Annotated in this window: 24 protein-coding genes; 4 read left to right on the top strand and 20 right to left on the bottom strand. The window is 38.1% G+C overall.

From position 1 onward, the window contains the following. Positions 1-180 precede the first annotated feature (180 nt). Positions 181-1,539, top strand: a complete 1,359-nt coding sequence (gene mgtE / locus AN957_RS02430; RefSeq protein WP_142108202.1) for a magnesium transporter — start codon at positions 181-183, stop codon at positions 1,537-1,539. 306 nt (positions 1,540-1,845) lie between these two features. After that, positions 1,846-3,036, top strand: a complete 1,191-nt coding sequence (locus tag AN957_RS02425; RefSeq protein ID WP_053477895.1) for an FtsW/RodA/SpoVE family cell cycle protein — start codon at positions 1,846-1,848, stop codon at positions 3,034-3,036. Positions 3,037-3,076: 40 nt separating this feature from the next. Here AN957_RS02425 and AN957_RS02420 read toward each other — a convergent pair whose 3' ends face one another. Continuing rightward, positions 3,077-3,949, bottom strand: coding sequence for a sulfite exporter TauE/SafE family protein (locus AN957_RS02420; RefSeq protein WP_053477896.1), 873 nt, complete (start codon positions 3,947-3,949; stop codon positions 3,077-3,079). A gap of 187 nt (positions 3,950-4,136) precedes the next feature. On the opposite strand from AN957_RS02420, the gene AN957_RS02415 reads away from it, so the two are divergent. Beyond that, positions 4,137-4,574, top strand: coding sequence for a Dps family protein (locus AN957_RS02415; protein WP_053477897.1), 438 nt, complete (start codon positions 4,137-4,139; stop codon positions 4,572-4,574). A 152-nt stretch (positions 4,575-4,726) separates the two neighbouring features. Continuing rightward, complete coding sequence (locus tag AN957_RS02410; RefSeq protein ID WP_053477898.1) at positions 4,727-5,353, top strand: pyridoxamine 5'-phosphate oxidase family protein; 627 nt, start codon at positions 4,727-4,729, stop codon at positions 5,351-5,353. 236 nt (positions 5,354-5,589) lie between these two features. On the opposite strand, the gene AN957_RS02405 is transcribed toward AN957_RS02410, so the two are convergent. From AN957_RS02405 to AN957_RS02315, 19 genes are all read right to left on the bottom strand, one after another. Further along, positions 5,590-6,633 (bottom strand): siderophore ABC transporter substrate-binding protein, encoded by a 1,044-nt coding sequence (locus AN957_RS02405; RefSeq protein ID WP_053477899.1) that lies wholly within the window; start codon positions 6,631-6,633, stop codon positions 5,590-5,592. Between the two features lie 263 nt (positions 6,634-6,896). Beyond that, complete coding sequence (locus AN957_RS02400; protein WP_053477900.1) at positions 6,897-7,664, bottom strand: iron ABC transporter ATP-binding protein; 768 nt, start codon at positions 7,662-7,664, stop codon at positions 6,897-6,899. Next, a complete protein-coding gene (locus tag AN957_RS02395) occupies positions 7,661-8,617 on the bottom strand; it encodes an iron chelate uptake ABC transporter family permease subunit (protein WP_053477901.1) in 957 nt (318 codons plus the stop codon). The genes AN957_RS02400 and AN957_RS02395 overlap by 4 nt, the downstream gene beginning before the upstream one ends. Next, positions 8,604-9,560, bottom strand: a complete 957-nt coding sequence (locus tag AN957_RS02390) for an ABC transporter permease (protein WP_053477902.1) — start codon at positions 9,558-9,560, stop codon at positions 8,604-8,606. The genes AN957_RS02395 and AN957_RS02390 overlap by 14 nt, the downstream gene beginning before the upstream one ends. 301 nt (positions 9,561-9,861) lie before the next feature. Continuing rightward, positions 9,862-10,656, bottom strand: a complete 795-nt coding sequence (locus AN957_RS02385) for a serine hydrolase (protein WP_231690149.1) — start codon at positions 10,654-10,656, stop codon at positions 9,862-9,864. Beyond that, entirely contained in the window at positions 10,653-11,663 is a 1,011-nt protein-coding gene (locus AN957_RS02380; RefSeq protein ID WP_053477903.1) for an ABC transporter ATP-binding protein, read from the bottom strand. The genes AN957_RS02385 and AN957_RS02380 overlap by 4 nt, the downstream gene beginning before the upstream one ends. Positions 11,664-11,681: 18 nt before the next feature. Beyond that, positions 11,682-12,623, bottom strand: coding sequence for a C40 family peptidase (locus tag AN957_RS02375; protein WP_053477904.1), 942 nt, complete (start codon positions 12,621-12,623; stop codon positions 11,682-11,684). After that, a complete protein-coding gene (locus AN957_RS02370) occupies positions 12,580-13,689 on the bottom strand; it encodes a dipeptide epimerase (protein ID WP_053477905.1) in 1,110 nt (369 codons plus the stop codon). The genes AN957_RS02375 and AN957_RS02370 overlap by 44 nt, the downstream gene beginning before the upstream one ends. 29 nt (positions 13,690-13,718) lie before the next feature. Further along, on the bottom strand, positions 13,719-14,639 hold the full coding sequence (locus tag AN957_RS02365) for a S66 peptidase family protein (RefSeq protein WP_053477906.1): 921 nt from the start codon (positions 14,637-14,639) through the stop codon (positions 13,719-13,721). Positions 14,640-14,775: 136 nt separating this feature from the next. Beyond that, the gene (locus AN957_RS02360; protein ID WP_053477907.1) at positions 14,776-16,416 is read right to left on the bottom strand and encodes a peptide ABC transporter substrate-binding protein; all 1,641 of its coding nucleotides are present in this window, start codon (positions 16,414-16,416) and stop codon (positions 14,776-14,778) included. Between the two features lie 77 nt (positions 16,417-16,493). Then, a complete protein-coding gene (locus AN957_RS02355; protein WP_053477908.1) occupies positions 16,494-17,492 on the bottom strand; it encodes an ABC transporter ATP-binding protein in 999 nt (332 codons plus the stop codon). Between the two features lie 5 nt (positions 17,493-17,497). Further along, complete coding sequence (locus AN957_RS02350; protein WP_053477909.1) at positions 17,498-18,451, bottom strand: ABC transporter permease; 954 nt, start codon at positions 18,449-18,451, stop codon at positions 17,498-17,500. Continuing rightward, entirely contained in the window at positions 18,451-19,383 is a 933-nt protein-coding gene (locus AN957_RS02345; protein WP_053477910.1) for an ABC transporter permease, read from the bottom strand. The genes AN957_RS02350 and AN957_RS02345 overlap by 1 nt, the downstream gene beginning before the upstream one ends. A 13-nt stretch (positions 19,384-19,396) precedes the next feature. Next, the gene (locus AN957_RS02340) at positions 19,397-20,221 is read right to left on the bottom strand and encodes a M55 family metallopeptidase (protein WP_053477911.1); all 825 of its coding nucleotides are present in this window, start codon (positions 20,219-20,221) and stop codon (positions 19,397-19,399) included. Between the two features lie 154 nt (positions 20,222-20,375). Continuing rightward, positions 20,376-20,693: a DUF3870 domain-containing protein gene (locus AN957_RS02335; RefSeq protein ID WP_053477912.1), complete on the bottom strand. Its 318-nt coding sequence runs from the start codon at positions 20,691-20,693 to the stop codon at positions 20,376-20,378. A gap of 174 nt (positions 20,694-20,867) precedes the next feature. Continuing rightward, positions 20,868-22,070: an alanyl-tRNA editing protein gene (locus tag AN957_RS02330; RefSeq protein ID WP_245637754.1), complete on the bottom strand. Its 1,203-nt coding sequence runs from the start codon at positions 22,068-22,070 to the stop codon at positions 20,868-20,870. A 153-nt stretch (positions 22,071-22,223) separates the two neighbouring features. Beyond that, a complete protein-coding gene (dsdA, locus tag AN957_RS02325; protein ID WP_053477914.1) occupies positions 22,224-23,552 on the bottom strand; it encodes a D-serine ammonia-lyase in 1,329 nt (442 codons plus the stop codon). Between the two features lie 140 nt (positions 23,553-23,692). Further along, entirely contained in the window at positions 23,693-25,393 is a 1,701-nt protein-coding gene (locus AN957_RS02320) for a methyl-accepting chemotaxis protein (protein ID WP_172797604.1), read from the bottom strand. A 187-nt stretch (positions 25,394-25,580) separates the two neighbouring features. Then, on the bottom strand, positions 25,581-26,558 hold the full coding sequence (locus tag AN957_RS02315) for an agmatinase family protein (protein ID WP_053477916.1): 978 nt from the start codon (positions 26,556-26,558) through the stop codon (positions 25,581-25,583). Between the last annotated feature and the right edge of the window lies 1 nt (position 26,559).

The following is a 26,559-nucleotide window of genomic DNA, read 5'->3' as shown; positions in this document are numbered from 1 at the left end:
CCTCCGTACATTGTAAATAACTAATAATAAGATCATATCAAAGTATAGCTTATAATAAATCTAATAATGAATATTTTTATTTATATTAACCATAACACATTTTATTCCGCGGCAAAATTTTTTATAATAAGCGTGGCATTATAATATAGATAAAGGTCCGGCGGAAGGAGTGTGAGAAGTTTGATACAAAGCATGACAGAAAATCAGATTACTCTTCACATTATAAAAACATTAAAAGAGAATAAGAAAAAGGAATTTGAATTGATTCTCGATGAATTACAGCCATATGATATCGCACATATTTATGAAAACCTGCCGGAAAAGCATCAAACTCGCTTTTTACTATTTATGAATATAGATTTGATTGCTGACCTGCTCGAAGAACTGAATAAGGACCGTCAGCTTGAGGTATTGAATAAACTAGGAATTGAAAAAACAGGGAAAGTCCTTGATTTAATGGACAACGATGACTTAGCTGTTCTCTTAGACGATTTATCACCAGAAAAAATCGCCTCTCTTCTTTCCGGCATGAAGAAGAGTGAATCAGACATTGTCCAGGATATTATGAAGTATCCCCCTGAAACAGCAGGACGATTAATGACAAATCGCTTTGTATGGATAAGGGATTACTATACGGTAATTGAAGCGGTTGGGAAGCTGAAATCCTTTGCTGAATTTGCTGAAACAATCAATTATTTATATGTGATCGACCAAGACAGAAAGCTTGTTGGAGTTGTTTCTTATCGGGATCTCCTAATCGCAGAACCAGATGAACCCATTCGAAATGTGATGTATGAGCGTGTGATAGCAGTAACCGTTACTACCGATCAGGAGGAAGTAGCTAGACTAGTTGAAAAATATGATTTTCTCGCTATTCCTGTTGTCAGCGACGAAAATGTCTTAATGGGAATTGCGACAGTTGATGATATTATTGACGTTGTCATCCAAGAAGCAAACGAAGATATTGAAAAACTTTCTGCTTCAGGAAAATCGATTGACTTTGAAACGAAGGCTTTTGTTGCTGCCTATCGAAGGCTGCCTTGGCTGATTTTATTATTATTCATAGGAATTGTATCAGGCAGTATTATTAGCGGTTATGAAGATACATTACAAAAGGTTGTTGCTCTTGCTTTCTTTATGCCAATGATTTCGGGGATGACAGGAAATACAGGTACCCAATCATTAGCAGTTGTTGTCAGGGGGCTCGTTTCGAATGACATTAATAAAAATGTCATTTTCAGACTCATTATGAGGGAGTTTCTTGTTAGTTTAATCATTGGAATTGTTTGTGGAGTTCTTATTTCTTTAATTGCATTTTTCTGGCAAGGAAGTGCCATTTTAGGAGCAGTAGTTGGCATTTCTCTGTTTCTGACATTAATCATCGGGACACTTGCCGGGACAATTATACCAATCATTCTTTATCGTTTGAAGATTGATCCTGCAGTGGCATCTGGGCCACTCATTACAACATTGAATGATATTTTCTCACTTGTTACCTATTTTGGGATTGCCACGATGTTTATTAATCATTTGATGTAATAAATTAAGGAAACCATCTCCCTTCTTCTTACGTCTTATATTATGTGATTAATTTTACTTAAAAGGAAATCGAAATACATTGAAAGGCTATTTTTTCTTTGTTACGATGGTAAGAAAAGCAGAAGTGTCTTGATAATCGCCGTACAAACTGGAAGGGCCGGTTCTTTCGATATAGGAAACACGAAGAGCGATAGCGATTCGATGTTGACTTATCGTAGGGAGGGGACCTGAAGTTTGATAGGCGATAGGCACTGGAGCTAGACAATTCTCGAGCAAAGGAATTGAACGGAAATAGGTGCATGGTAAATGAATAAGCCAAAAAAAGTTGCGGAACGATTTGATTGGACACTATGTCTGTTGTTATTTTTATTTTTTCTTATTAGCTGTGTTGCTATCTACAGCGGCCAAGCATCAGGACAATATGAAGGAAACTTTGTACTCGGACAAATAAAAAACTATGCTGTAGGTATTTTCATAGTTGCTGTTGTCATGTATTTTGACAGTGAACAAATTAAAAGACTTTCTTGGGTATTTTATGGGATTGGCATTTTACTCCTTATCGGGTTATTTGTTCTTCCAGATAGCATTGTTCCTGAGAAAAAGGGGGCATCCCTCTGGTATGTCACTCCTTTAGGGCAAATTCAGCCATCAGAATTTGTTAAAGTCTTTTTAATTATTGCTTTAAGTAAGGTTGTCGTTAGTCATCATGAAAAAATTACAACCAAAACGATAAAAACGGATATTCTGCTCCTCCTCAAACTTGGTATAGTTACGGTTGTACCTCTAGGCTTGATTATTGTTGATGATTTAGGTACGGCGCTTGTTATTATTGCCATCTTGGCTGGGATCATTATGGCATCCGGCATCACTTGGAAGATTATCGTTCCGATGTTCGGAATTGGCGGGGCTTTTGCTGGAGTCATTCTATATATGGTTATTGCTTTTCCCGAAATTCTTGAAAAATATTTAAAAATTGATACGTATCAATTCTTTCGGATTTATTCTTGGCTTGATCCAGTAAGCCATAAACAAGGAGCTGGCTTGCAGCTTTATAATTCATTGCTCGCAGTTGGATCCGGACTTATTACTGGAAAGGGATTTGGCGACAGACAGGTTTATATCCCTGACAGCCATACTGACTTTATCTTTAGTGTAATAGGCGAAGAATATGGCTTTATCGGTGGCAGTATTGTCATTAGTTTATACTTCCTGCTTATCTATCACTTAACAAAAACGGCACTTGATACGAAGGATCCTTTCAGTACCTATATTTGTGTTGGTATCATAAGTATGATTACCTTCCATGTTTTCCAAAATGTCGGGATGACTATACAAGTATTGCCGATCACCGGAATCCCTCTGCCATTTATCAGCTATGGGGGCAGCTCCTTAATGGGCAATATGTTTGCTATGGGACTGATCTTCAGTATTAAGTATCATCAAAAATATTATATGTTTGAATCCGATGCAAACTACGTCGCAAAAAAAACAAGCTAATCCAAAAGGAGAAGGGATCCCCTTCTCCTTTTGGACTTTTTTATTTATTTGCTGCCCATAACCTTTTTTTCACCCTTACTTTAATAATCGATCTTATAAAAAAGATTCCAGCAAAAACTGCTAAAAGAATAAGACCAATATAGCTTAAATCCACTAGTTTCATTACCACACTTACCAATGTTGCTAAATATAATACACCAAGCAATAGGCTAATTTCTCTGTTTTCATAATATTTAATAAGTCTTACACCAATTTGTGAACCAATTAATCCACCTGCTACTAATATGAATCCAATTCTGTAATCAATAGAAATTGTAAAAGCGTAAGACAGAAAACCCCACATAACAATTAACAACACAGCAAACATACTCGAGCTAACAGCTTCTTTAGGGGCTATCCCTAAAAAGGTAATAGCAAGGGGCACGATGATGAACCCTCCACCCACTCCAAGTGTTGTTGAAATAAAACCCGCAAACAAACCGATAAAGATCATTTTAACAATGGAAGGTGAAGCGGGAGGAAGCTTCCCTTTTGCTTGATTTCTTTTTCCTTGCTTTAGCATCTTTAATGCAAAATAAGCAAGAAGGAAAATGTAAAAAATAGGAATGGCTAATTCATCCCATCCTTTCATTTCAAGAAAAAAGACAAACGGCTTGGCAATTTGTGTAGCTGCCATCCCACTGATGCCTATAATCATCCCTTCTTTCCAAAGAATACTTTTCATACGAATATGTGCTATTATGCTCGAAAGCGAAGTACCAATTGTAAACAATAAGCTTGTCGCAATTGCTTCAAGAGGAGAAAAGCCCATTAACATAAGCATTGGTGTTAGAATGAATCCTCCTCCTACACCAAAAAAGCCTGCTAATACACTAATACATCCCCCTAATAAGAAAAATGAAAAAATCCCCATAAATACTCCTAACTTAGTACATTTTCTTCCTATTGTAAGTTATTTTTCTCATACATGCCTTTAATATTAATTGAGAAGTAAGATTTTACTTGTATAAATAACTTATTTATAATTATTATAATTTAGTATTGATTTTAATATTATATCTGTTATAATGTAATTAAGATAATAAGAGGAGGAATTATGAATGGAAAATTTATATTCAGCATTAAATGTACAAGTTGCTAACTGGAGTGTCCTTTATACTAAACTGCATCGTTACCACTGGTTTGTAAAAGGACCGCAATTCTTTACATTACATGAGAAATTTGAGGAATTATACAATGAATCTGCAAGTGTTGTGGATGAAGTAGCTGAACGTCTCTTAGCAATCGGCGGTGAGCCAGTTGCCACTATGAAAGAGTACATTACCATTGCAACCATCGAAGAAACAAAAGGTGAAACAAATGCAAACGAAATGGTTTCAAGCCTTATTAATGACTATAAACATTTAAAAACAGAAATTAAGGAACTTGCCGGGCTTGCTGAACAATATGATAATGATGTCATTAATGACCTAGCAGTTGGCCTATTAGTTAAATTAGATACACATATTTGGATGCTAAGTGCCTACTTAGGAGAATAATAGAAATAGCAGAAAAAGTCAGTGAATTTTGTCACTGGCTTTTTCTTATGTTAATGTAATAAGGAAATAGTATCGGAAACATCATATTGTTAGAGTTGAAGAATATAGTTAATTAAATGTATATGAAAATAATAGAAAAGGAGAAATATATTATGCACTTTAAGCATATCGTCACTTCTGAAGACGAGCTCCGCTCATTATTAGGCACTCCTAGTAAAACAGTAGCAAATAAAACGATTTATCATCTAGACGGTCATTGTAAAGAGTTTATTTCAAAGGCTCCAATCGTATTCATTTCCACCTCAGATACCTCTGGACATTGTGACACCTCCCCGCGTGGAGATGAGCCGGGTTTCATACATATCATTGATGATCACCACTTCGTCATACCTGAAAGACCTGGAAATAAACGAATGGACTCACTTAGAAATATCATAGCTAATCCCTATATTGGCCTTCTTTTTGTCATTCCAGGATTAGAAGAAACTTTGAGAATCAATGGAAGGGCAGAAATTATAAGAGATGCAGGTATTCTAGAACAAATGGCTTCTCATGGAAAAACACCATTACTTGGAATCGCTGTAAAAGCGGAAGAATGCTACATCCATTGTGCCAAAGCATTTAAACGTTCAAAACTATGGCAGCCAGATTCTTGGCCAGAAAAGTCTGCTCTTCCCTACCCGCCGAAAATTCTTGCCGACCATATCAATATGCCCGATGTCAACAGCGAAACAATAAAAGCAGCGCTAGAAGAAAGTTATTCAAAGCGATTGTATTAAATGAGAAAAGCGCAAGCGCCTCGATCATCGCCGTACAAACTGGAAGGGCTCCGACTGAGATAAAGGAAACACGGTTTGCGGTAGCGAACCGATGTTGACTTATCGTAGGGAGGAGGCCTGAAGTTTGATAGGCGATAGGCACTGGAGCTAGACAATTCTCTAACTCCATAGTTATAGTTTCATATCTCAAAATATAAAAAGACCTGACTCCATTACAAGTCAGGTCTTCTTATTGTCTATTTTAATTCTGCCAAAACTTCTTCGATTTTTGCAAGTTCAGATTGTAAACCGCCTCCACTTAAGTACCAAAGTGGACCATCTAAGTATACGATTCGATTGTTTTTGTAAGCTTCTGTTTTCTTAACGATTTCATTTTCCATATCAGCTTTGATGTTAGACTCTCCACCTACTGCCGCAGTACGATCGATTACGAATAATACTTGTGGATTAAATTCCAAAATTGCTTCAAAACCGAAGTTAGAACCGTGAGAAGAAGATTCGATATCTTCTGTTACTGGTTTGAAGCCATAAATATCATAAATGTAGCCAAAACGAGAATTTGTTGAGAAACCAGATAATTTACCTTCGTTGTACATCGTAACTAATGAAGTTTCATAGTTGCCAGCTAATGTTTTGATTTTTTCTAATGCTGAATCGAATTTACCTAAGTATTCTTCAGCTTCTTTTTCTTTACCGAACATTTCAGCTGCCATATCTACTGAAGCTAAAAAGGTGTTCCAATAATCTTCCTCAGAAGTACCAACATATACTACTGGAGCAATTTCTTTTAATTCTTCATAGAATACAGATTGACGGCCAGAAATAAAAATTACATCCGGGTCAAGTTCAGCGAGATCTTCAAATAGTGGCTCCTTTAAAGTACCGATGCTTACATACTCATCAGCAGAATATGCTTCCAATTGAGCTGGTAAAGCAGAGTCTTTAGCAACCCCTACAACTCCTTCAACGCCAAGTGCATCTAATGTATCTAAGAAGCCAAAGTCAAATACTGCGATTTTTTCTGGCATCTTCTCGAATGTAACATCTTCAAAGGTATACTTCTCACTGCTATCTCTGCCCTCAATTGAAGCGACTGTTGGTGATATAGTCATTGGATAAGCAGCACCTTGCTCCTCCGCAGCTGAATTATTTTCTTTCGCTTGATCTTCAGCTTGAGTAGTATCTTTTGTCTTTTCATTTGAAGCTTTCTCGTCAGTGCCGCAAGCTGTAAGCATTAGAGACAAAGCTAATAGTGCACTGGCAAACTTCCACTTTTTCATATACGTTCTCCCCTTTTATGTATTAACATTTTCTTATCATTAATGATTATCATTATCACTGATAACAATTCTCATTATAGGATCTTTACTCACTCTCGTCAATACCAATCTATAAACTTTTTTGGAAATTTTTTATAATGATAAATATATCAAGTTTTATTAGCGTTTTTGCACTAATGGCCTTTTTTCAAAAAAACACCTAGAGAAAACAATTAAACTAGTAACCTTCCTCTAGGCATGCTCTTTGTAATTATATTATTGGTTTAAGCATGTGAATTAAAGTAAACACAAATGCGGCATCCATTTTGTTCTTGAATAGGAATATCCATATCGTAAATTTCGCGCAATGCATCTGAATTAATAATCTCATGTGTTGGCCCATTTTTGACTAGCTTACCGTCCTTCAATGCGACAATACGATCTGAATAAACGGAAGCGAAGTTAATATCGTGTAATACAATGACAACAGTTCTGCCAAGCTCATCTACAAGTTTCCGCAAAATTTTCATAATTTGCACTGAGTGCTTCATGTCTAAGTTGTTCAAAGGCTCATCAAGCAAGATATAATCTGTATCCTGAGCAATTACCATCGCAATAAACGCACGTTGTTTTTGACCGCCAGATAATTCATCTAAAAACTTATCCTGCATATCAGTTAAGTTCATATATTCAATCGCTTGATCAATGAATTTTTCATCCTCTGCTGTCAGACGTCCCTTCGAATAAGGATAACGGCCAAAAGCAATAAGCTCACGTACCGTTAATCGTACATTCAGATAGTTTGATTGCTTCAAAATTGAAACGCGTTTCGCAAATTCAGATGATTTCCATTTTTTCACATTACCTTGATCAAGTAATACTTCCCCAGTATCTGCTTCTAATAATCGGCTCACCATCGAAAGAAGTGTAGATTTACCTGCCCCATTCGGTCCGATAAACGATGTAATCGTACCCGGCTCAATTGTGACAGATACGTCCTCTACAACAGGTTTTTTGCCAAATCGTTTCGTTAAACCCTTGATTTCAATCATCCTGCTGCCCTACTTTCCTTTAATAATAAGTAAATGAAGTAAATACCACCGATAAAGTTAATAATAACACTTAACGTTGTACGTAATTCAAATACATGTTCAACAAGGAACTGACCACCGACTAATGCAATAATTGCAATTAAGCTTGCACCTAAAATTAATACAGAGTGTTTATACGTAACTAAATATTGATAAGAAAGGTTCGCAACGATTAAGCCAAAGAACGTAATCGGGCCAACTAAAGCTGTTGATGTTGCAATTAATACCGACGATAAAATTAATACATTCATTACCATACGGTCATAGTTAATACCAAGATTCATTGCATTTTCACGGCCAAGTGACATAACATCCAGCTTACCCATAATGCGATAACCGTAAATAAACGCAATGAATAAAATACCGACTGAAATATATAATAAGTCTGCCTTTACGTTTGAAAATGTAGCAAATAAGCGGTTTTGCAGGCTTAAATATTCGACAGGATCAATCAATACTTGTAAGAATGTCACAAAATTCCCTAAAAGCGCTCCTAAAATCATCCCTATTAAAAGGAGCAAATAAATAGGATGCTTATCAGCACGGAAAAGGAAACGATATAAAATGAGTGCAAATAATACCATTGCGATAATTGCTGCACCAAAATTCAAATATTTATTTAACACCCATACTGACATGGATCCTGCAAAGAAGTAAATGCACGTTTGTACGACTTCATACATAGAATCAAGACCCATTACAGAAGGTGTTAAAATGCGGTTATGTGTAATGGTCTGGAACACGACTGTCGAATACGCAATTGCAATCCCTGTTACAACCATTGCTGAAACACGAATCATCCGTCTTGGAAAAGCGTAATCAAAACCGCCTTTTATATCATAAAATGCGTATAACAAAATACAAATAAACGCTAATACTGCTAAAAAAATTAGCTTTGTACTATTTTTTCGCATATGCTCTCCCCCTAAATAACATAATTAAGAAGATCGCACTACCGATTACTGCCACAGTCACATTAACCGGAATCTCATATGGGTGAATGACAATACGTCCAATAATGTCACATATTAATAGAAATACAACCCCTAATATTGCTGTGTGTGGAATCGTTTTTCGTAAATTATCCCCTAAGTAAAGCGAGACAATATTAGGTACAATTAAACCTAAAAACGGAATGACTCCGACAGTTAGTACGACAGTTGTAGAAATAATCGCAACAAGGATTAGACCTAAATTTAAAACTACCTTATAACTTAAGCCTAAGTTTTTTGCAAAATCTTCGCCCATTCCTGCGACTGTAAATTTATTCGCATAAATATACGCTAAAATAACCGCCGGGACACTTACATATAACAGTTCATAGCGGCCAGCAATAACTAATGTAAAGCTCCCCATTAACCAAGAAGAAATATTTTGAAGAAGATCTGCTTCATATGCAAAAAACGTTGTAATAGATGACAAAATATTTCCATACATAATTCCAATTAACGGAACAAAAATGACATCCTTAAATTTAATACGATCTAAGATTTGCATAAAAATAAATGTACCTGCTAAAGCAAATGCGAAGCTAAAAATAATTTGCTGCGTATACGTTACATTTGTTAAGAACAGCATCGAGATTAAAATACCTAGTTTTGCTGCATCTAACGTACCAGCAGTCGTTGGCGATACAAATTTATTTCGGCTTAAAGACTGCATAATTAAGCCTGCAATACTCATTCCAGCTCCCGCCAATATAATAGCCATTAAACGTGGCACTCGACTAATTAAGAAAATTTGTGTCTCATCCGAATGCCAATCGAGCAAGTCACTTACCTTAATATCAATTGCACCTATAAATAGCGATATAAATGACAGGACTATAGTTGCAATAATTAACATCCATAGTTTCATATGTAGCCCTCATAATATGTTTATTCTCAGCATGACAATTAGAAGTTTATTATCATTCCAAGTGAAAATCCAATTTAATATATCGAAAAATCGAATATCAATCCCAGACTTTTCTCTACGTATTCATACACACTTATATTAGAATTATTCTAATTAAGAATCATTCTCACTAAAGTGCAAAAAAAATATTGATAATGAATTTCACTATCAATCTTAACTATAATTTAACTAAATTACTGGAAAAAAGTCAATATCTTATCTGATATTCATTCTCATTTTCACTAAATGTTCATAATGTAATTTAACTATATTGTAAAAATTGGGAGATTAATTGACCAATAGATGATAATGTCTGCCTTCCATCCTTTGGAACTGTTAACTGATCAATTAAGACAGCAGCATACACGTTTCTGTTCTCGTACTGTATAATCGCACAATCATGCTCAATGCCTAATAATTCACCCGTTTTATTTGCAACCTTGAATATATCTAAATCGATTTGATCAGATAACTTATTATTAAATTGCTGATTCTCCATAATTTCTTTAGCCTTGCTCGCGCTTTCATTAGATAAAATCTTATTTTGGCAGATTTCTTTTAAGCAAGTAAGCATGTCCGATGCAGTCGTATAATTATCTACCCCGTTATTCAAAGCTGTAAAATCCATCATTTTTCGATTGAGCTCCGTTTGATGCAAATTCAGCTCCTTCATCCCTTGATTAATTTGATCCATGCCGAGAAGATCAATTAATAGATTTGTAGCTAAATTATCGGAAACGATGATCATTAATGTCATTAAATCGATTATTTTTAACTTTAAATTTCCTGATAATGCCTGCAGGACCCCTGCTCCACCTACCTTTTCAACTAATGCTATTTGGATAGACTGCTGCAGGTCGAGAGTTCCCTTTCCAGACTGTCTGAAACATTCGACTAGGATCGGAACTTTAATTAGACTAGCCGAAGAAAACCTTCCTTCACTATTTATCTCTATTCGTTTATCTTCGGCTTCAATGATTAGACCTACTCTCCCCTTACATCTGGATGCTTCCGTATATACTTTTTCCCTAAGCTCGTCAAAATCTATCTTCTTCATTTTAGTACCGCCGCCTGTGGATATCTTTGGCGGCCATGGATATCTTTATAATACAAATGACAGGCTACAAAGTGATCCTTCTCTACCTCCTGCCATTCGGGCTTAATCGTTTGACATGCATCCATCGCTAAAGGACAGCGGGTTTTAAATACGCAGCCACTCGGAGGATTGATTGGACTAGGAAGCTCTCCTTTTAATATCATTCGTTCTCTTCTATCCTCTACATCCGGATCAGGAATAGGAATGGCTGATAAAAGCGCTTGTGTATATGGATGAAGAGGATTTTTATAAAGGTTAGCACTTTCTGTTTGTTCAACAAGATTACCTAAATACATGACCCCGATTCGGTCGCTTATATGTTTGACCATCGATAAATCATGGGCAATAAATAAAAAGGTTAGCCCCTTCTTTTTTTGCAAATCCTTAAGAAGGTTGACAACTTGTGCCTGTACGGAAACATCTAGGGCAGAAATGGGCTCATCAGCAATAATAAATTCTGGATCAAGTGATAATGCTCGTGCAATTCCAATCCTCTGTCTTTGGCCGCCGCTAAACTCATGTGGATAGCGATTGGCATGATCCCGATTTAAGCCTACGTCCTCTAATAATTGATAAATTCGCTCCAAACGCTCCTTCTTATCTGGATATAGCCCATGAACTTCCATTGGCTCAGAAATAATTTCTCTAACCGTTGAACGCGGATTTAATGAAGCATAAGGATCTTGAAAAATCATTTGCATTTTTCGCTGGAAAGCAAATCGCTCCTTACCTGTCATTTGATGAACATTTTCCCCTTCATATATGACTTCTCCCTTAGTCCGGTTATACAATCCAATTATTGTTCGTCCTGCCGTTGACTTCCCGCATCCAGACTCACCAACAATTCCAAATGTTTCTCCTTTCTTAATATAGAATGAAACACCATCTACCGCCTTTAATAACCGATCTTTGCCTAGAGAAAAATACTTTTTTAGATTCTTTACTTCTAATAGTGCATCCTTACCCATCCTATATCCTCCAATCATTTACCAAAAACGCTTTGCTGCGCATAATTCCTTCTCATAAATCGTATCCTTTAATTCGATTATTTCAATGCATTTTCCTGTATTAGGTGAATGAATTAATTTGCCTTCTCCATAATAAATTCCTACATGATGAATGCTTCCTTTTCCTTCTTCATAAGCAAAGAACAAGAGATCTCCCGGCTCCATTTCAGTTAGTTCAATCTCCTTTCCAGCTTGAGCCTGGTCATGTGCATCACGTGGAATGATATAGCCATTCGCTTTACACATCGAATAACTAAAACCTGAACAGTCGTAGCCAAAACTGCTCATCCCCCCCCACAAATACGGCAATTGAAGAAATTGCTCACCAGCTAAAACTATATCTTTACCGCTTCCCTTAGGGATTTTTTCTATGGAATCATAAATACATACGTCCTCTGCTCTCAGAAAACCCTCTCCTGTTGGTGTTTGAACTTGAATCCAGTTCTCATCCTTGCTAATAATCGGAAGAATCGTTTGATAGCTTAATGCAAACTGTGGTTTTCGGTAATAACAATAAAGGGCAGCTTTTTTTTCGGAAATAACAGCGACCGGACTTTTATTTATTGCCCAGTCGTCCCGCAAAATCAATTGGTCCTTAGGCATCCACCCTGGATATCCTCTATCATCTTTAGAGGAAGACTGACTCGGAACAATGACGTGAACCCAATTCCCCTTCTCTTCTATCACATGTACTTCTTCTCCGTATAAAACCTGTGACTGCACTAAGTTTTTATTACAGAGCTCTAAACTAGTCTCGTATGTTAAACTATTCAGCCATTCTTCAACATGTACAGGATGGCTTATTGCATTCTTATCGATTTCTCTTGGTGAATCATACGAAGTCCACACAGTAGCAACAGCAACATCAACTAGCCATTTAGGATTTTTCTCCAATTGCAATGCCCCCTTCGATATGAACATTCCTTATTCCTAAGCCAGGCTCCTTTGGAAAAGCAATCTTTCTCCCGTTGTATTTAATTCCTCCCTCGATCACTTCCTTGGCAAGCATTAAGGGAGCATCAAAGTCAAAACGTGTGATGTTCTTCTTACTGGCTGCAAAATGTGCCGCTGCAGATATTCCAATTCGTGTTTCAATCATGCTGCCTACCATGCATTCCATCCCGCAAACCTCTGCAAGCTGATTAATGATTTGTGCTTGATAAATTCCCCCTGATTTCATTAATTTTATATTGATTAAATCAGCGCTTCTCGACTTTACAACATCAAACGCTTGCTTAGGCGTAAATACACTTTCATCTGCCATTATTTGTGTATCTACATTGTCTGTTACTTGCTTTAGCCCTTCAATATCCCATGCTTTCACAGGCTGTTCCACCAGTTCAATATTTAAATCAAGACTTTCCATTTTTCTAATAGCATAAATGGCTTCTTTTGGCTTCCAGCCTTGATTGGCATCAAGGCGGATTTTCACCTTTTTGCCTACCCTGTTACGAATTTCACGAATACGTTCGATATCTGTTAAAATATCATCTTTTCCTACTTTGACTTTTAAGACATCAAATCCTTGCTGAACATAAGAAACCGCATCTTCTCCCATTTCCTCCGGTCCATTGACACTTACTGTAAAATCGGTTTCGATTTCATCTTTATGTCCGCCTAAATATTGATATAATGGCAGCTTGCAAAGCTTAGACAAGCAATCATATAGGGCCATATCGACCGCAGCCTTTGCACTTGAATTCCCTATCAGAATTGATTGGATTCCTTGAAAAATTTCTTCATAGTTTCTTAAACTTTGATTTTCTAAGAACGGTTTTAACACGTGATGAATAGCTGATTCTATGCTTGATAGACTCTCCCCTGTTATCACAATTGTCGGAGGAGCTTCTCCCCATCCAATCGTCCCATCCTCACATGTGATTTTCACAATAATTGAATCGGCTATATGAACGGTTCTTAATGCTGTTTTAAACGGCTTCATAAGTGGTATCGCTACCCTGTACGTTTCAATTTTGTCTATTTTCATTTTCTCCCACCCTTTTTGAACACTTCCAGTTACCGGACTCCACTATCAATAATTAATTGTTTTTCAGATGTGTCCATTTCTGCCTGAACACCTAAAGGAATGGAAATATGCGGGGAACAATGGCCGAATTTGAATCCTTTTAGAGCAGGTTTATTAGCTAAATGAGTATAATGAGAGATTACTTCGTCAAGCTCAAGTGAAAGTTCCCTTTCAGGTACACAATTATTAAAATCTCCGATAATTAGACCAGCCGCATCGGTAAGCTTACCAGCCATATGCAATTGATTAAGCATACGATCGATCGAACGCGGTTCTTCATTTATATCCTCTATTAACAGCAGCTTCCCTTTCGTATCAATTTCAAATGCTGTCCCAATGGTGCTTGCAAGCAGAGATAAATTTCCTCCAGTGATCTCCCCGCTTGCTTTTCCATCAATTAAAACTTCCAATTCCGAGACTTCATTCGGATACTGAATCGAGGTTAGTTCAAACAATTGCTTAAAATATTCCTTTGATAGAGGATCTGCATCGGCCTTTCCAATATCTGATGCAAGCATCGGTCCATGAAAAGTAATAAGACCCGTTTGCTGCCGGATAGCAGTATGCAAAAAAGTAATATCACTATAGCCCCAGAATATTTTGGGGTGATTTTTAATCATCTGATAATCTATTTGTGAAGCAATTCGTCCCGTGCCATATCCTCCACCTGCACAGATGACAGCCTTCACTTCACTATCCATAAACATAGTATGTAAATCAGCTAGCCGGTCCTTATCCTTTCCGGCCAAATAGCCATACTGGTCGTACACATGCTTGCCAAGCCTTACTTTCAGTCCTAATTCCTCTAAAAATGCAAAGGAACGCTGTAAATTCTCCTGATTTGGCGGGCTGGCAGGCGCAATGATCCCAACCGTATCTCCAATCCTTAACCTTTGTGGTTTTACTCCCATGCTGTCACATCCTTCATTTTATTGATCTTTCTTTACATCCATATTCAGTGATGAGAATAAATAAAGGTCGTCTAAATGATTATTTTTTTTAAAAGGGATGTTCAAGCGAACATCCCCATTTTAGATACATGTTTTCTTAATTTTTATCTGCCCATTTCAGTTCCAAATAGCCAACTGGGTGGCGGACAATACCCGAAACTGACTCATTTTGCAAATACACTTGATTATAGAAATGGATTGGGATGATTGGCATTTCTTCAAATAGAATTTTCTCTGCCTTATACATCATCTCATAGCGTTTCGTTTCATCTGCTTCATTTTTTGCATCTTTAATCAACTGGTCATATTCTTCATTGCTCCAGCCAGTACGGTTCATCGAATGGCCCGTTTGGAAGTTTTCCAGGAAGTTGATTGGGTCGGCATAATCAGCAAGGAAGGAGCTCCTTGAAAGCTGGAATTTTAAAGCTGTTTGCTCTTCAGCAAATACATTCCATTCCATGTTAGCTAGCTTCACTTCTACACCTAAATTATCCTTAAACATCTGTTGAAGTGCTTCAGCAATTTTCTTATGTGTATCACTCGTACTATAAGTCAAGGTCACTTCTGGTAGCTTTTCATATCCTTCTTCTTCCATCCCTTTTGCAAGCAGCGCCTTTGCTTCTTCAATATCTGTTTTCACAAGATCTCCCGCTGTTTCGCGGAAGTCTTTTCCTGCTGGATCATTAAAACCGTAAGCAACAAAACCATAGGCCGGCTTTTCTTTATTTTTTGTTACAAAGTCTACGATTTGCTGTTGATCAACCGCCATTGCAAATGCCTTACGAATATTTACATTTTGGAAAGGCTCCATTGTTAAGTTAAATCGATAGAAGTAATCCCCTGCCTGATCACCAACTTGCACTTTCCCTTCTGAGAATAGCTGCTCACTTAAATCAGCTGGTATATCGGAAACATCTAGATTTCCAGTTTGATACATTTGATATTCTGTATTTGTGTCATCCACAATTGCCCAATGGATTTTGTCTAACTTTACTGTACCTGCATCCCAGTACTCGTCATTCTTTTCCATTAAAAAGTGGCTGTCATGCTCCCATTCAGTTAGATTAAAAGGACCATTTCCAACAAATGTTTCTGCCTCAGCAAACCACTGTGGATTTTCTGTTGCAACCTTCTCGTTAATCGGGAAGAATGCCGGGTTTGTGATCACACTTAAAAAGTATGCCTGTGGACTAGTTAATGTCACTTCAAATGTTTTATCATCAACAGCTTTAACCTTTACATCATCTGCTGACCCTTTACCCGTGTTGAATGCTTCTGCACCTTCGATAAAATAGCCTAAGAAGGCTGCTGGAGAGCCTGTTTCAGGGTCTAATAGACGTTTCCATGCAAACTCAAAGTCACCAGCCATTACACTATCGCCATTTGACCATTTGGCATTTTCACGAATATGGAATGTATAGGTTTTCCCATCTTCAGACACATCCCATTTTTCTGCTGTCGCAGCTTCAGGTTCATGGTTTTGACCTAAACGGGTTAAGCCTTCCATTATATTATTTAACCCGCTCCATGAGACAGAATCAAAACCAATCGGCGGATCAAACGAGGTTGGTTCCATTCCATTATTAAGATAAAGAATCTTTTCACTCGCTGCCTCTTCCTTTGTACCTTCTTCTTTATCTGTTGGTTTAGGCTCATTTCCTGTTTCCTGTTTTGCCGTACAGGCAGCCAGAACAAAAATCAATAAGCATGTTAACAACAAAGATACATACTTCTTCACGCCACTTCCCCCTCTTTTTTTATGTTTCTAGCATTTCTAATTTCAGCTATATGATAATGGCTGAAAAAAAGAACAAACTACTTGATACTAGCAAGCATTTTTATGGCGCGCTCATCCTGCAGCCAGCAATCCACATGATGTTCCTGACTTAGACGAGTCTTAAATGGGTATTTCCGATCACAAACTTCCATGGCATATGCACATCTAGCTGTAAAAGGACACCCTGTCGGAGGTGAAAACAAATCAGGAGGTGAACCACCAATCGGCACAAGTTCTGTTTCTTCAATATCAAGACGTGGAACAGAATTTAATAAACCCTTTGTGTAAGGATGCTGAGGGTTATAAAAAATCTCCCTTCTTGATCCTGCTTCCACTATTTTTCCTGCATACATAACCACCACCCGATCCGCAACCTGTGCGACTACACCAAGATCATGGGTGATGAGAATAATGGATACGCCTGTTTTACTTTGTATCTCTTTAAATAAATCTAGTATTTGTGCTTGGATCGTGACATCTAAAGCTGTTGTTGGTTCATCCGCAATTAAAACTTCAGGCTGACAGACGAGCGCCATCGCAATAACAATTCGCTGTCTCATCCCCCCGCTGAATTGGTGGGGATAATGCTTTAAACGTTCAACCGGGTTTGGAATCCCAACAAGATCCAGCATTTCAAGTGCTGTTTTTTTTGCTTCCTGCCTTGTGACTTGTTTATGCTGTAAAACCCCTTCAATGATTTGTTCACCTATTGAGATTGTTGGGTTCAAAGCTGTCATCGGGTCTTGGAAAATCATCGAGATATCCGCCCCGCGGATATTTCTCATTTGCGGTTCTTTCACAGCTGTTAAATCCATTCCTTTAAAAAGTATGGAACCATGCTTAATTTTCCCAGGCGGATTTGGAATCAGACGCATAATACTTTGAGCGCTTACGCTTTTCCCGCAGCCTGATTCACCAACAATCGCTAATGTTTCCCCTTTGTATAAATCAAAAGTAACGCCACGAACAGCCTTGACTTCTCCACCATAAGTTTTAAAAGAAACATGGAGATTTTTTACCTCAAGAACTTTTTCCATGCTGCTTACCTCCTCAACTTCGGATCAAGCGCATCCTGCAGCCCATCCCCTAGAACATTAAATGAAAACATCGTCAGAGAAATGAAGAAGGCTGGGAAAAATAGCCGCCACCAATGTCCTGATAGAATCGTAGACAATCCATCACTAGCCATGGAACCCCAACTCGCCAAAGGGGGTTGGATTCCTAAGCCAAGGAAGCTCAAAAATGCTTCTGCAAAGATTGCTGAGGGAACCGTTAAAGTCATTTGGACAATAATTGGACCCATTGTATTTGGCAATAAGTTTTTCTTTATGATTCGAGAGGTTTTCGTTCCAAATGTTTTCGATGCAAGCACAAATTCGTAGTTTTTGATTTGAAGGACCTGTCCTCTAACAATTCGGGCCATCCCAACCCAACCGGTTATAGATAAAGCAAATATGATTGTAAACAAGCCAGGACCCATGACAACACTTATTAAAATAACGACAAGTAAATATGGGAGGCCATACAAAATTTCTACAAATCTCATCATTACATTGTCTGCTTTCCCGCCTTTATATCCAGCAATTCCTCCGTAAACGACCCCAATAAGAAAATCGATTAATGCGGCAACAGTCCCGACAAACAAAGATATTCGTGCCCCAAGCCATGTTCTCGAAAATACATCCCTGCCTAATTCATCTGTCCCAAACCAATGCTTACTAGAAGGAGGTAGATTTTGATTTGCAAGCTTTTGTTCTGCAGCATCATGTGGCGATATGATTGGTCCAAAAATAGCCATCACTATAAGGAGAATAAGAAATGTTAATCCTGCCATGGCTAATTTATTTTTCAGAAGGCGCCGCCATGCATCCTGCCAGTAGGATAAGCTTGGCCTTACAACCGCTTCCGCTTCCGTTTGATCCTTTACTTTTGGAACAAACCATTCATCAGGAATATTTGGTTCAATATGATGTTCATGCGGTTTCCTTAGTTCCATTAGCTTCCCTCCTTTTTATGCAGCTTGATCCGAGGGTCGAGGATGCCGTAAGCAATATCTACTAGAAACAGCATCATAATGAGAATCGCACTGTAAAATACCGTCGTTCCCATAATGACCGGGTAGTCGCGCTGGTTAATACTCTCAACAAAGTATTTGCCCATCCCCGGGATCGCAAAAATTTTCTCGATAACAAATGTCCCAGTCAGAATACTTGCTGCCAAAGAGCCTAGCACGGTTACAACAGGCAAAAGGGCATTCCTTAAAGCATGTTTAAAGATAATTTTCACCGGCGAGAGCCCTTTAGCCTTCGCTGTTCTTATATAATCCTGTGTAAGAACCTCTAGCATACTGGAACGGGTTAATCTCGCAATAATCGCCATCGGTCCTGTTGCGAGAGCTAAAGTTGGGAGAATCATATGCTTTGGGCTCACCCATGTGGCTACAGGCAGGATTCCCCAATTTACAGCCACCTGCTGAATAAGGAGGGTAGCCATAACAAAGTTTGGAATAGATATGCCAAGTACCGCTATCGTCATCGCCGTATAATCAAGAATCCCGTTATGACGAAGTGCAGCAATGATTCCAAGCGTAATTCCCGAAATAACTGCCACAATAAGAGTGACAAGCCCCAATTCGAATGAAACAGGAAATCCTCTTCCAAGCATTTCATTGACCGTTTGAGATGATTTTTTGATAGAAGGTCCAAAATCAAAAGTAATAACCGATTTTAAGTACAATCCATATTGGACAATTAGCGGTTCATCCAGATGATAGTATTTTTCTAGGTTTTTCTGAACGGTTTCATTTGTGGCTCTTTCCTCATTAAAAGGAGACCCTGGCACCGAGTGCATGAGGAAAAAAGTGAGTGTAATGATTAGCCAAAGAGTTACAAGCATGGCAATGAGGCGTTTTACGATGTAAGCTGTCATCAATTAACACTTCCTAACAGAATGATGTTCTCATTGCTAATTCAATCATCACAAGCATCGCTCGATACGCTTCCAAAATATCCTTCGCCTGGAAACGCACTATCGTTGTATTTCCTTCCATTTCTGTACCAGGCATTAAATGAGCCCATTCTGCCTGCCCATAGTTGGCAAATTCAATTCTCAAAAGCGGATGCTCTGGTGGAATCAGCGGTTTCACTAGATCTTTATTCTTAAATGCAGCTAAAGTCTTTTCCTTTAGAAGTTCTCCTGCCTTAGCCGGTGTCAATGATTTGACAGCTGAACGAGTAATCGTTTCCTTTACAATGGCAGTAGTCACATTCGGGATAAGCTGTTCTGCTTCCAATGCTGCACGGTCATCCCCTGCTACTAGAAGAACAGGTACACCATAGTACCCTGCAACGTAAGCATTGAATCCCATTTCACCAATTGCCACATCATTGATATACATATTTCGGACACCAAAAATCATTGAATGGGACATAACACCTAACATAGATGCCCTCGCATGATAGCCAATAAACATGGCACCTGAATAAGAAGAATCAAGCCCTTGGACCATGGAATATGGTTTCACATCCCCAACAATTACCTTTGCCTCCGGATGAATCCTTTCAATTAATAGATTATTCATTTTTGAATGGCTATCATTCACTAAAACCTCTTCACAACCTTCATTAAAGGCAGCTGCAATCACATGATTCGCCTCATCTGTCATAATCAAACGGCTTCGCTCGTAATTATGTTTGGAAGAGTCAACATGTGTATGATCAGCAAGTCCTGTGATTCCCTCCATATCAACTGAAACATATAGCTTCATTTACATCCCCCCTGTTATTTCATATACTATTTTCCTAGATTCTATTCCTACATTTTGAGTGTGAATCTATTAAATAAAAAAACCAGCTGTCAGAGAAAAAACACTAATCTCTAACAGCTGGATTTCATCTGCGATAAACAGAAAAAGCAGCTTATTATTTATTCTTTATTTGTAAATATTTAATATGAGCATTCTTAAACGCGACTATCAATGCTTTTTGCGAGGATCCAAAGTAGCGCTGCTCAATTTCTTCCGTTAACCTATCCACTTCCAAAATGGATTTTTCCACAAATAATGAATGGACAAAGCGAGTAGTTAAGTCAATGGTTGATGAGCATTCTGCATCAATAATCTTATCTGTTTTTCTATCAATGACAAGACCTACAAAAAAGGCTTTATATTGCTGCATGATAGGATTGTTGGATGAAGTTTTGCTATCCCCGATAACATAAACAGTGCCTTGCTGATACATGAACGTACCTCCTATAGAGCAAGGATATTACATGGGGTGTTCATGTGAAAAACATAAACATTCAATGTAATGCATAGCTCCTATAAGAATTGTAATATAACAGAGGTAGGCTTGACAACTACTTTATTTGACTTTTCTAAATATTTTATTAATTTATCATTAAGAACACTGGTTTTAATCCTGCTCCATATATTCTAATCCCTGATGAAATAATTGCTCTGCAGTTATCAGCGCTTCTCCTCCACCTTGGGCAAACAAATCATTTCCCCCGCCCTTCCCATTTATTAATGGCAAAAGTTTATTTGTTATTTCTTTCATGCTGCCATTCGGCGCCTTTCCTTTTGCACAAACAAATTGCAGCTTTACTTCTGCATCATTCACGAAAAACACAACAGCCTCCTCTGATAGGACTGTCACTGCTCGAGCTAGCTTCTGTACTTCCTGGATCGATCGATTTTTAAATTGTTTACTTATAATTAATCCGTTGCTTGAAGATTTTCCGTTCGTAAGGAGATCTTTCGCTTCATATGCGACAAGCTCATCTTTTAATTCCTCAATAGATTTTTCAAGCATCTTTTTGTCTTCAATTAGCTTTTTCGCCGTGTCCGCAAGGTTTTCTTCAGGTGCGTTCAGTATACTCGTCAAGCGTTTGATTTCCTTTTGCTTTTGATGAAGCTGGTTGAGTACGCGGTCACCGCAAACAAAATGAACACGGATCTTTTTCCGCTGTTTCTCCCAATCTAAAATTTTGATTGCCTTTACTTCTCCAGTTGAATGCGGATGCGTTCCTCCACAGCCGTTGTAATCAAAATCAGGAATAATCACGAGACGGATATTTTCGGTGACAGAAAGCTGCTTTCTAAGACGATAGGAAGATAGCTCGTCCATTGTTACCCATTTCGTTTCAATCGAACGGTTTTCTAATATGATTTGATTGGCTAAATCCTCTGCTTCTTCCGCTTGTTCGTCTGTTAACTCCTCAATATCCAGATCAATCGTTAACACTTCATTCCCTAAATGAAAACTAACGGTGGCAAAACCAAATTTTTCTTCAAAAGCTGCCGACAGGATATGTTGGCCTGCATGCTGCTGCATATGGTCAAATCTTCTTTCCCAATCAATTTCGCCAGTTATTTCCCCAGGCTCGTTGAACGGTTGCGCTATATAATGACGGATCTCCCCATCGATTTCCTCCACATCAATAACCTTAATCCCATTTAACGTACCTGTATCATACGGCTGCCCTCCACCTGTTGGATAAAAGGCTGTTTCCTCTAAAATAGCGTACACCCTTCCTTGTTCATCCTTTTGCTGATCCTTTAAATGAGTTGTAAATGACTTTATGTATGGATCTTGATAATATAGTTTATTTTTCAATGAAAAAGGCCTCCAGTTTATTAGTTTTACTAAGTTTTTTTTGTGAACATTCATTTTTCTGTAAATGTAAATTATCTATTTTTGCGATATCCTATTTATTTTTGCAAAATTACTGGTTTTTTTGCGATATCCTATTTATTTTTGCAAACGCTATTAGATGCCTCTCTCATAATATTTCTTCATTTCGGCTTTAGGAACCATGCTGCCGCCCGTCCCCCAAATGATATGTGTAGCCTTTTTCAATGAGACATCGAGCTTGTTATTTCCTCCCATTTGCGATTTCAACAGCTGTACAGGTCCTAAAAATCCTGCAAGGGCAGACGGTTCAAGATATATTCCTTCCGTATCAGCTAGTATAGTCAGCAAAGTAAATAATTTTTCATCTTCTACTGTGTAGATCCCACTTATTTCTTTTTCAAGGAATTTCCCCACAAAGCCCGATGGTCTGCCAACCGCAAGTCCATCTGCCTCTGTTTGGTTATCCAGACCAAAGTCTTGGACTGAAACCTGATCATGCAATCCTGTCATTAAGCCAAGGAGCATACATGGCGAATGTGTAGGCTCAGCAAAAAAACAATGCACATGCTCTTTAAAGACTTGCTTTAGTCCGAAGGTTATCCCTCCAGGTCCGCCGCCAACACCACAAGGGAGGTAGACAACTAGCGGATTTTCCTCATTAACCTGAATGTTCATATCCTCCAGCTGTTTCTTTAACCGAATGGCAGCTACAGAATATCCTAGAAAAAGATGACGGGAGCTTTCATCATCAATAAAATACATATGAGGATCCCCAGCAGCCTGTTTCCTTCCCTGTGCAACTGCCTCGCTGAAATCAGAATTATGCTCGACTACATTGACCCCTTTTGCTCTAAGCAAGTCCTTCTTCCACCTCTTTGCATCTGCTGACATATGAACATACACGTTAAAGCCTAGCTTTGCGCTCATGATGCCAATGCTTAACCCTAAATTTCCTGTTGATCCAACTGCAATGGAATAACGGGAAAAGAAGTCCTTAAATGTTTGATCCGCAAAGACTGAATAGTCATCCTTCAAGGAGATCATTTGATGCTTCAATGCTAGGTCTTCCGCATACTTTAATACTTCGTAAATCCCGCCTCTTGCTTTAATGGATCCTGAGATTGGCAGATGACTATCACATTTCAACAAAAGACGGCCTGGTAATTCAAAATGATAGATTTGCTCCAGGCCCCTTTTCATTTGTGGGACAGATATAAGAGGAGACTCTATCAATCCGCTACTGTTTTCTGTTTCAGGAAAAACTTTTGCAATATAGGGCGCAAATCGAGCTAGCCGCTCTTCAGCATCCATAATGTTTTTAAATGAAAGTGAAGACGGCTCAGAAGCTGTTTGATACATAGGGTTTGTCCAAAAAACTTCCTTAAGATCTATTACTTCATTCAATAATGGGAGCCTTTTTTTCCATTCCACAAGAGTTCTTCCTAAAATAACTTTCTCAGACATTATAGCCACCCCTATTCAAAAATGATAATCTATTAATTCAAATTTGCCTGAAAGGCGTTTATTTTTCAAGTGAAGGATAGGAAAATAAAAAACAAGCAAGCTTTTATATCATCAGCCTGCTTGTTTTTCACTATATATCTTTATATTTTAAAGCGATTTGCTAGTTTCTCCATTTCATTTGCCGTATGAACGAGCATTTGAATGGCTGCAGACACTTCTTCCATGGATCCAGTTTGTTGCTCAGATGAAAGAGCAACATCCTGCATTTGGCTAGATATCTCCTTCGAAATCGATGCGATGTTTATTATTTGAATGTTAGCAGCACTTATCTCTTCCTGAATTTCAACAGTAGATGTAAGAACATGTTCAACTTCTTCACTTAATCCTTTCGTTGATTCCTTTATTTCATTAAAAGAGTGACCTGCATTTTTTACCTTTTCCATTCCAATTTGTACAATCTTATCTCCCTGCTCAGATAGTTGAACTGCTTCTGTTGTTTTACTTTCAATCTCAAAAACAATTGATTTTATACTTTCAATACTCTTTGATGTTTCCTCGGCTAAGGTGCGTATTTCTTCAGCAACAATAGCAAAGCCTTTCCCATGCTCGCCAGCCCTTGCACTTTCAATTGAAGCATTTAGAGCAAGCAGATTTGTCTGTTTAGATACATTCATAATTATATTCAGTATTTCCTTCACTCTATCCGATTTTTCCTTCAGCTCGTGCATTGTCTTTGAGACATTCGTTGAACTTAACCGAATATCGTCCATTTGTTTAATGGATTCTCCAATAATCACATTTCCATTCACGGCATAGTCGGAGACTTCACGCGAATTTTTTGTAGTGATTTTTATTCTTTCTGCTATATCATTCGTTTGAGTAGCAATTTTTTGAAAGATAGCCTGTATATGTTCAGCCTCTATTGCTTGATGATTAGATGACTCGGCAACGTTTTGGAATGTGGCAGAAATTTCTTCAACGATGTCCACTACTTCTGAAGTATTGACGGACAGCTCCTCAGTCGATGAGGCGACTTCTTTAGAGGTTGATGCGGTTTGAAGGAGAGCGCTCTTTAAGTTTTCAACCATGATATTAAAGTTTTCATTCAGAATTCGTATTTCTCCTGTTGCTTTAATTGTAGTTGCCTCTTTGCTTAAATCACCTTCAGAAATTCTCTTTGTATATTCTGTCAAAAACTTTAATGGCAGAATCGTTTTCCTTACATACAAAATAATAATTGTTCCAGCTGCAAGCAATGAAATAATTCCAACAATGATGGTTGATGATACCATACTCCAAGTTCTTTCCGTTAGAATCTCTGCATCGAAATCAATTGCACTAATTGCAACAATTTCACCATGCATATCATGATTTTTAAAAATAGGAGCATATCCAGTCAAGCGTTTCATACCCGAATAATCGTAAACATCTGAGAAAACTGGCGCCTTCGTTTCTAGTAATGTATTTAATATATCCTCATCAACAGGTGTCATGTCCCCAACTTTGATTCCTTGTTTGTTCGATTTTTCATCAGGAACAAGCACTTGCCCCTTGATAGACATAATATACTGGTTTTCAAAAATTGGCTTATGGGCCGTAGTCCAGTCAATTTTTTCACCAAGCTCTTCAGCCTGTGAAGACGTAAGCGAATTCAGGCTGTCAATATCATTCCTTGTTAAAAGACCAGTAGTAATATTCGCGCAGCCAAACAGTTCAATTCCGGCTGATTCCTTTACCTTTAAATAGGTCATTCGATAATTCGCAAACGAAATAACCGTTAAACTCACGAATATAACAACAGACACAAGACCAATCAGCTTTGTTAGAATGGATCTCTTCAAAGTAACCCTCTTTTCCACATTTAACATAGTAAAAATTTCCTGCTCTGATTATAAATGATTCATTCTACTCGAACTGTTATAAAAGTCACTACTTTTAAAAAAATTTGGTTGTTTTTATCGGATTTTGTCGAATTTTTCAGATAAACAAAAAAACACGAGGTTGTTATTTATACCCCGTGTTTCATCATTATTTTTGATTGGAATGGCAGGCAAAGCCTGTAACAAACTGCAGCCATGCATATACACCAGTTTTGACAGTTTCTGCTACATTCGTATCCTTGCTAGGATCCAAACAAACAAAATCTATATGCCGAACTGCTGTGTTTTTTCCTATTTCAAGCAGTGCATCGAATAGCTCTATGGCAGTTAAGCCTCCTGGTGTAGATGCTGGTACACCTGGTGCAACGGAAATATCAAGTACATCCATATCCACTGTGACATATATGCGATCCACCTGCTTGGCAAGTCTCTCCAGTGCATCCTGAATCGTTTTTACTACACCATCTTTTCGTGCTTGCTTTAATGTCACCATTTGAATCTTGTGCTCTTTTGCATAATCAACTAATGGCTTCGCATTAAAATACCCATGTAAACCAATATTTATTACATTTTCTCCCTTGACTGCATTTCCATCTATCAATTGTCTAATTGGTGTTCCATTTGCCGGCCCTAATTCTGCTGGATCTCTTACATCCAAATGCGTATCAAGCTGTAAAATTCCGATTGTTTCCTCAGGATGGGCATCCTTTACTCCTCTAACAGCACAAGCAGTTGTGGAGTGATCACCGCCAATCATACATGTCAAGGCATTCGGATAGTCAGCTGCTAATGCTTGAGTTGATTCCTGAATACGCCGGTGGGATAAAAGGATATCTGTCGTATGCATGGCTACATCTCCTGCATCCCCCACCCGAATAGAGGTTAAATCGATATCCTCATCCAAATTATAAGTAGCATAGCCTTTCCACATTTTGCGGAATTCTGTCGGATAAAGAGATGCACCAGAGACACTGATTGAGGAACGTGAAATAGGTGCCCCGTAAAGAATGAGGTCCGGTGATTCAGCGAATTTATCTAATGGCTGAACCCAGTGATGAACATATGTTGGTTGCCCTTCCGTTTGATTCCATGACCATTCAGGCTTTTGCAGCCAATTCTTTTTCATA

The sequence above is a fragment of the Cytobacillus solani genome (genome assembly GCF_001420595.1).
GTDB lineage: Bacteria > Bacillota > Bacilli > Bacillales > Cytobacillaceae > Cytobacillus > Cytobacillus solani.
Note: the sequence above shows the minus strand (reverse complement) of the source record. Positions and strands in the feature narration are given on the sequence as shown.

Coding starts and splice junctions, on each gene's coding strand:
- AN957_RS02415 (WP_053477897.1), top strand. CDS start 4,137: ATGGAAAATTTATATTCAGCATTAAATGTACAAGTTGCTAACTGGAGT.
- AN957_RS02385 (WP_231690149.1), bottom strand. CDS start 10,656: ATGAAGAAGATAGATTTTGACGAGCTTAGGGAAAAAGTATATACGGAA.
- AN957_RS02405 (WP_053477899.1), bottom strand. CDS start 6,633: ATGAAAAAGTGGAAGTTTGCCAGTGCACTATTAGCTTTGTCTCTAATG.
- AN957_RS02335 (WP_053477912.1), bottom strand. CDS start 20,693: ATGTATCAGCAAGGCACTGTTTATGTTATCGGGGATAGCAAAACTTCA.
- AN957_RS02410 (WP_053477898.1), top strand. CDS start 4,727: ATGCACTTTAAGCATATCGTCACTTCTGAAGACGAGCTCCGCTCATTA.
- AN957_RS02340 (WP_053477911.1), bottom strand. CDS start 20,221: ATGAAGCTATATGTTTCAGTTGATATGGAGGGAATCACAGGACTTGCT.
- AN957_RS02350 (WP_053477909.1), bottom strand. CDS start 18,451: ATGGAACTAAGGAAACCGCATGAACATCATATTGAACCAAATATTCCT.
- AN957_RS02375 (WP_053477904.1), bottom strand. CDS start 12,623: ATGTTCATATCGAAGGGGGCATTGCAATTGGAGAAAAATCCTAAATGG.
- AN957_RS02420 (WP_053477896.1), bottom strand. CDS start 3,949: ATGGGGATTTTTTCATTTTTCTTATTAGGGGGATGTATTAGTGTATTA.
- AN957_RS02355 (WP_053477908.1), bottom strand. CDS start 17,492: ATGGAAAAAGTTCTTGAGGTAAAAAATCTCCATGTTTCTTTTAAAACT.
- dsdA (WP_053477914.1), bottom strand. CDS start 23,552: ATGTCTGAGAAAGTTATTTTAGGAAGAACTCTTGTGGAATGGAAAAAA.
- AN957_RS02400 (WP_053477900.1), bottom strand. CDS start 7,664: ATGATTGAAATCAAGGGTTTAACGAAACGATTTGGCAAAAAACCTGTT.
- AN957_RS02425 (WP_053477895.1), top strand. CDS start 1,846: ATGAATAAGCCAAAAAAAGTTGCGGAACGATTTGATTGGACACTATGT.
- AN957_RS02315 (WP_053477916.1), bottom strand. CDS start 26,558: ATGAAAAAGAATTGGCTGCAAAAGCCTGAATGGTCATGGAATCAAACG.
- AN957_RS02395 (WP_053477901.1), bottom strand. CDS start 8,617: ATGCGAAAAAATAGTACAAAGCTAATTTTTTTAGCAGTATTAGCGTTT.
- AN957_RS02365 (WP_053477906.1), bottom strand. CDS start 14,639: ATGGGAGTAAAACCACAAAGGTTAAGGATTGGAGATACGGTTGGGATC.
- AN957_RS02345 (WP_053477910.1), bottom strand. CDS start 19,383: ATGACAGCTTACATCGTAAAACGCCTCATTGCCATGCTTGTAACTCTT.
- AN957_RS02370 (WP_053477905.1), bottom strand. CDS start 13,689: ATGAAAATAGACAAAATTGAAACGTACAGGGTAGCGATACCACTTATG.
- AN957_RS02380 (WP_053477903.1), bottom strand. CDS start 11,663: ATGGGTAAGGATGCACTATTAGAAGTAAAGAATCTAAAAAAGTATTTT.
- AN957_RS02390 (WP_053477902.1), bottom strand. CDS start 9,560: ATGAAACTATGGATGTTAATTATTGCAACTATAGTCCTGTCATTTATA.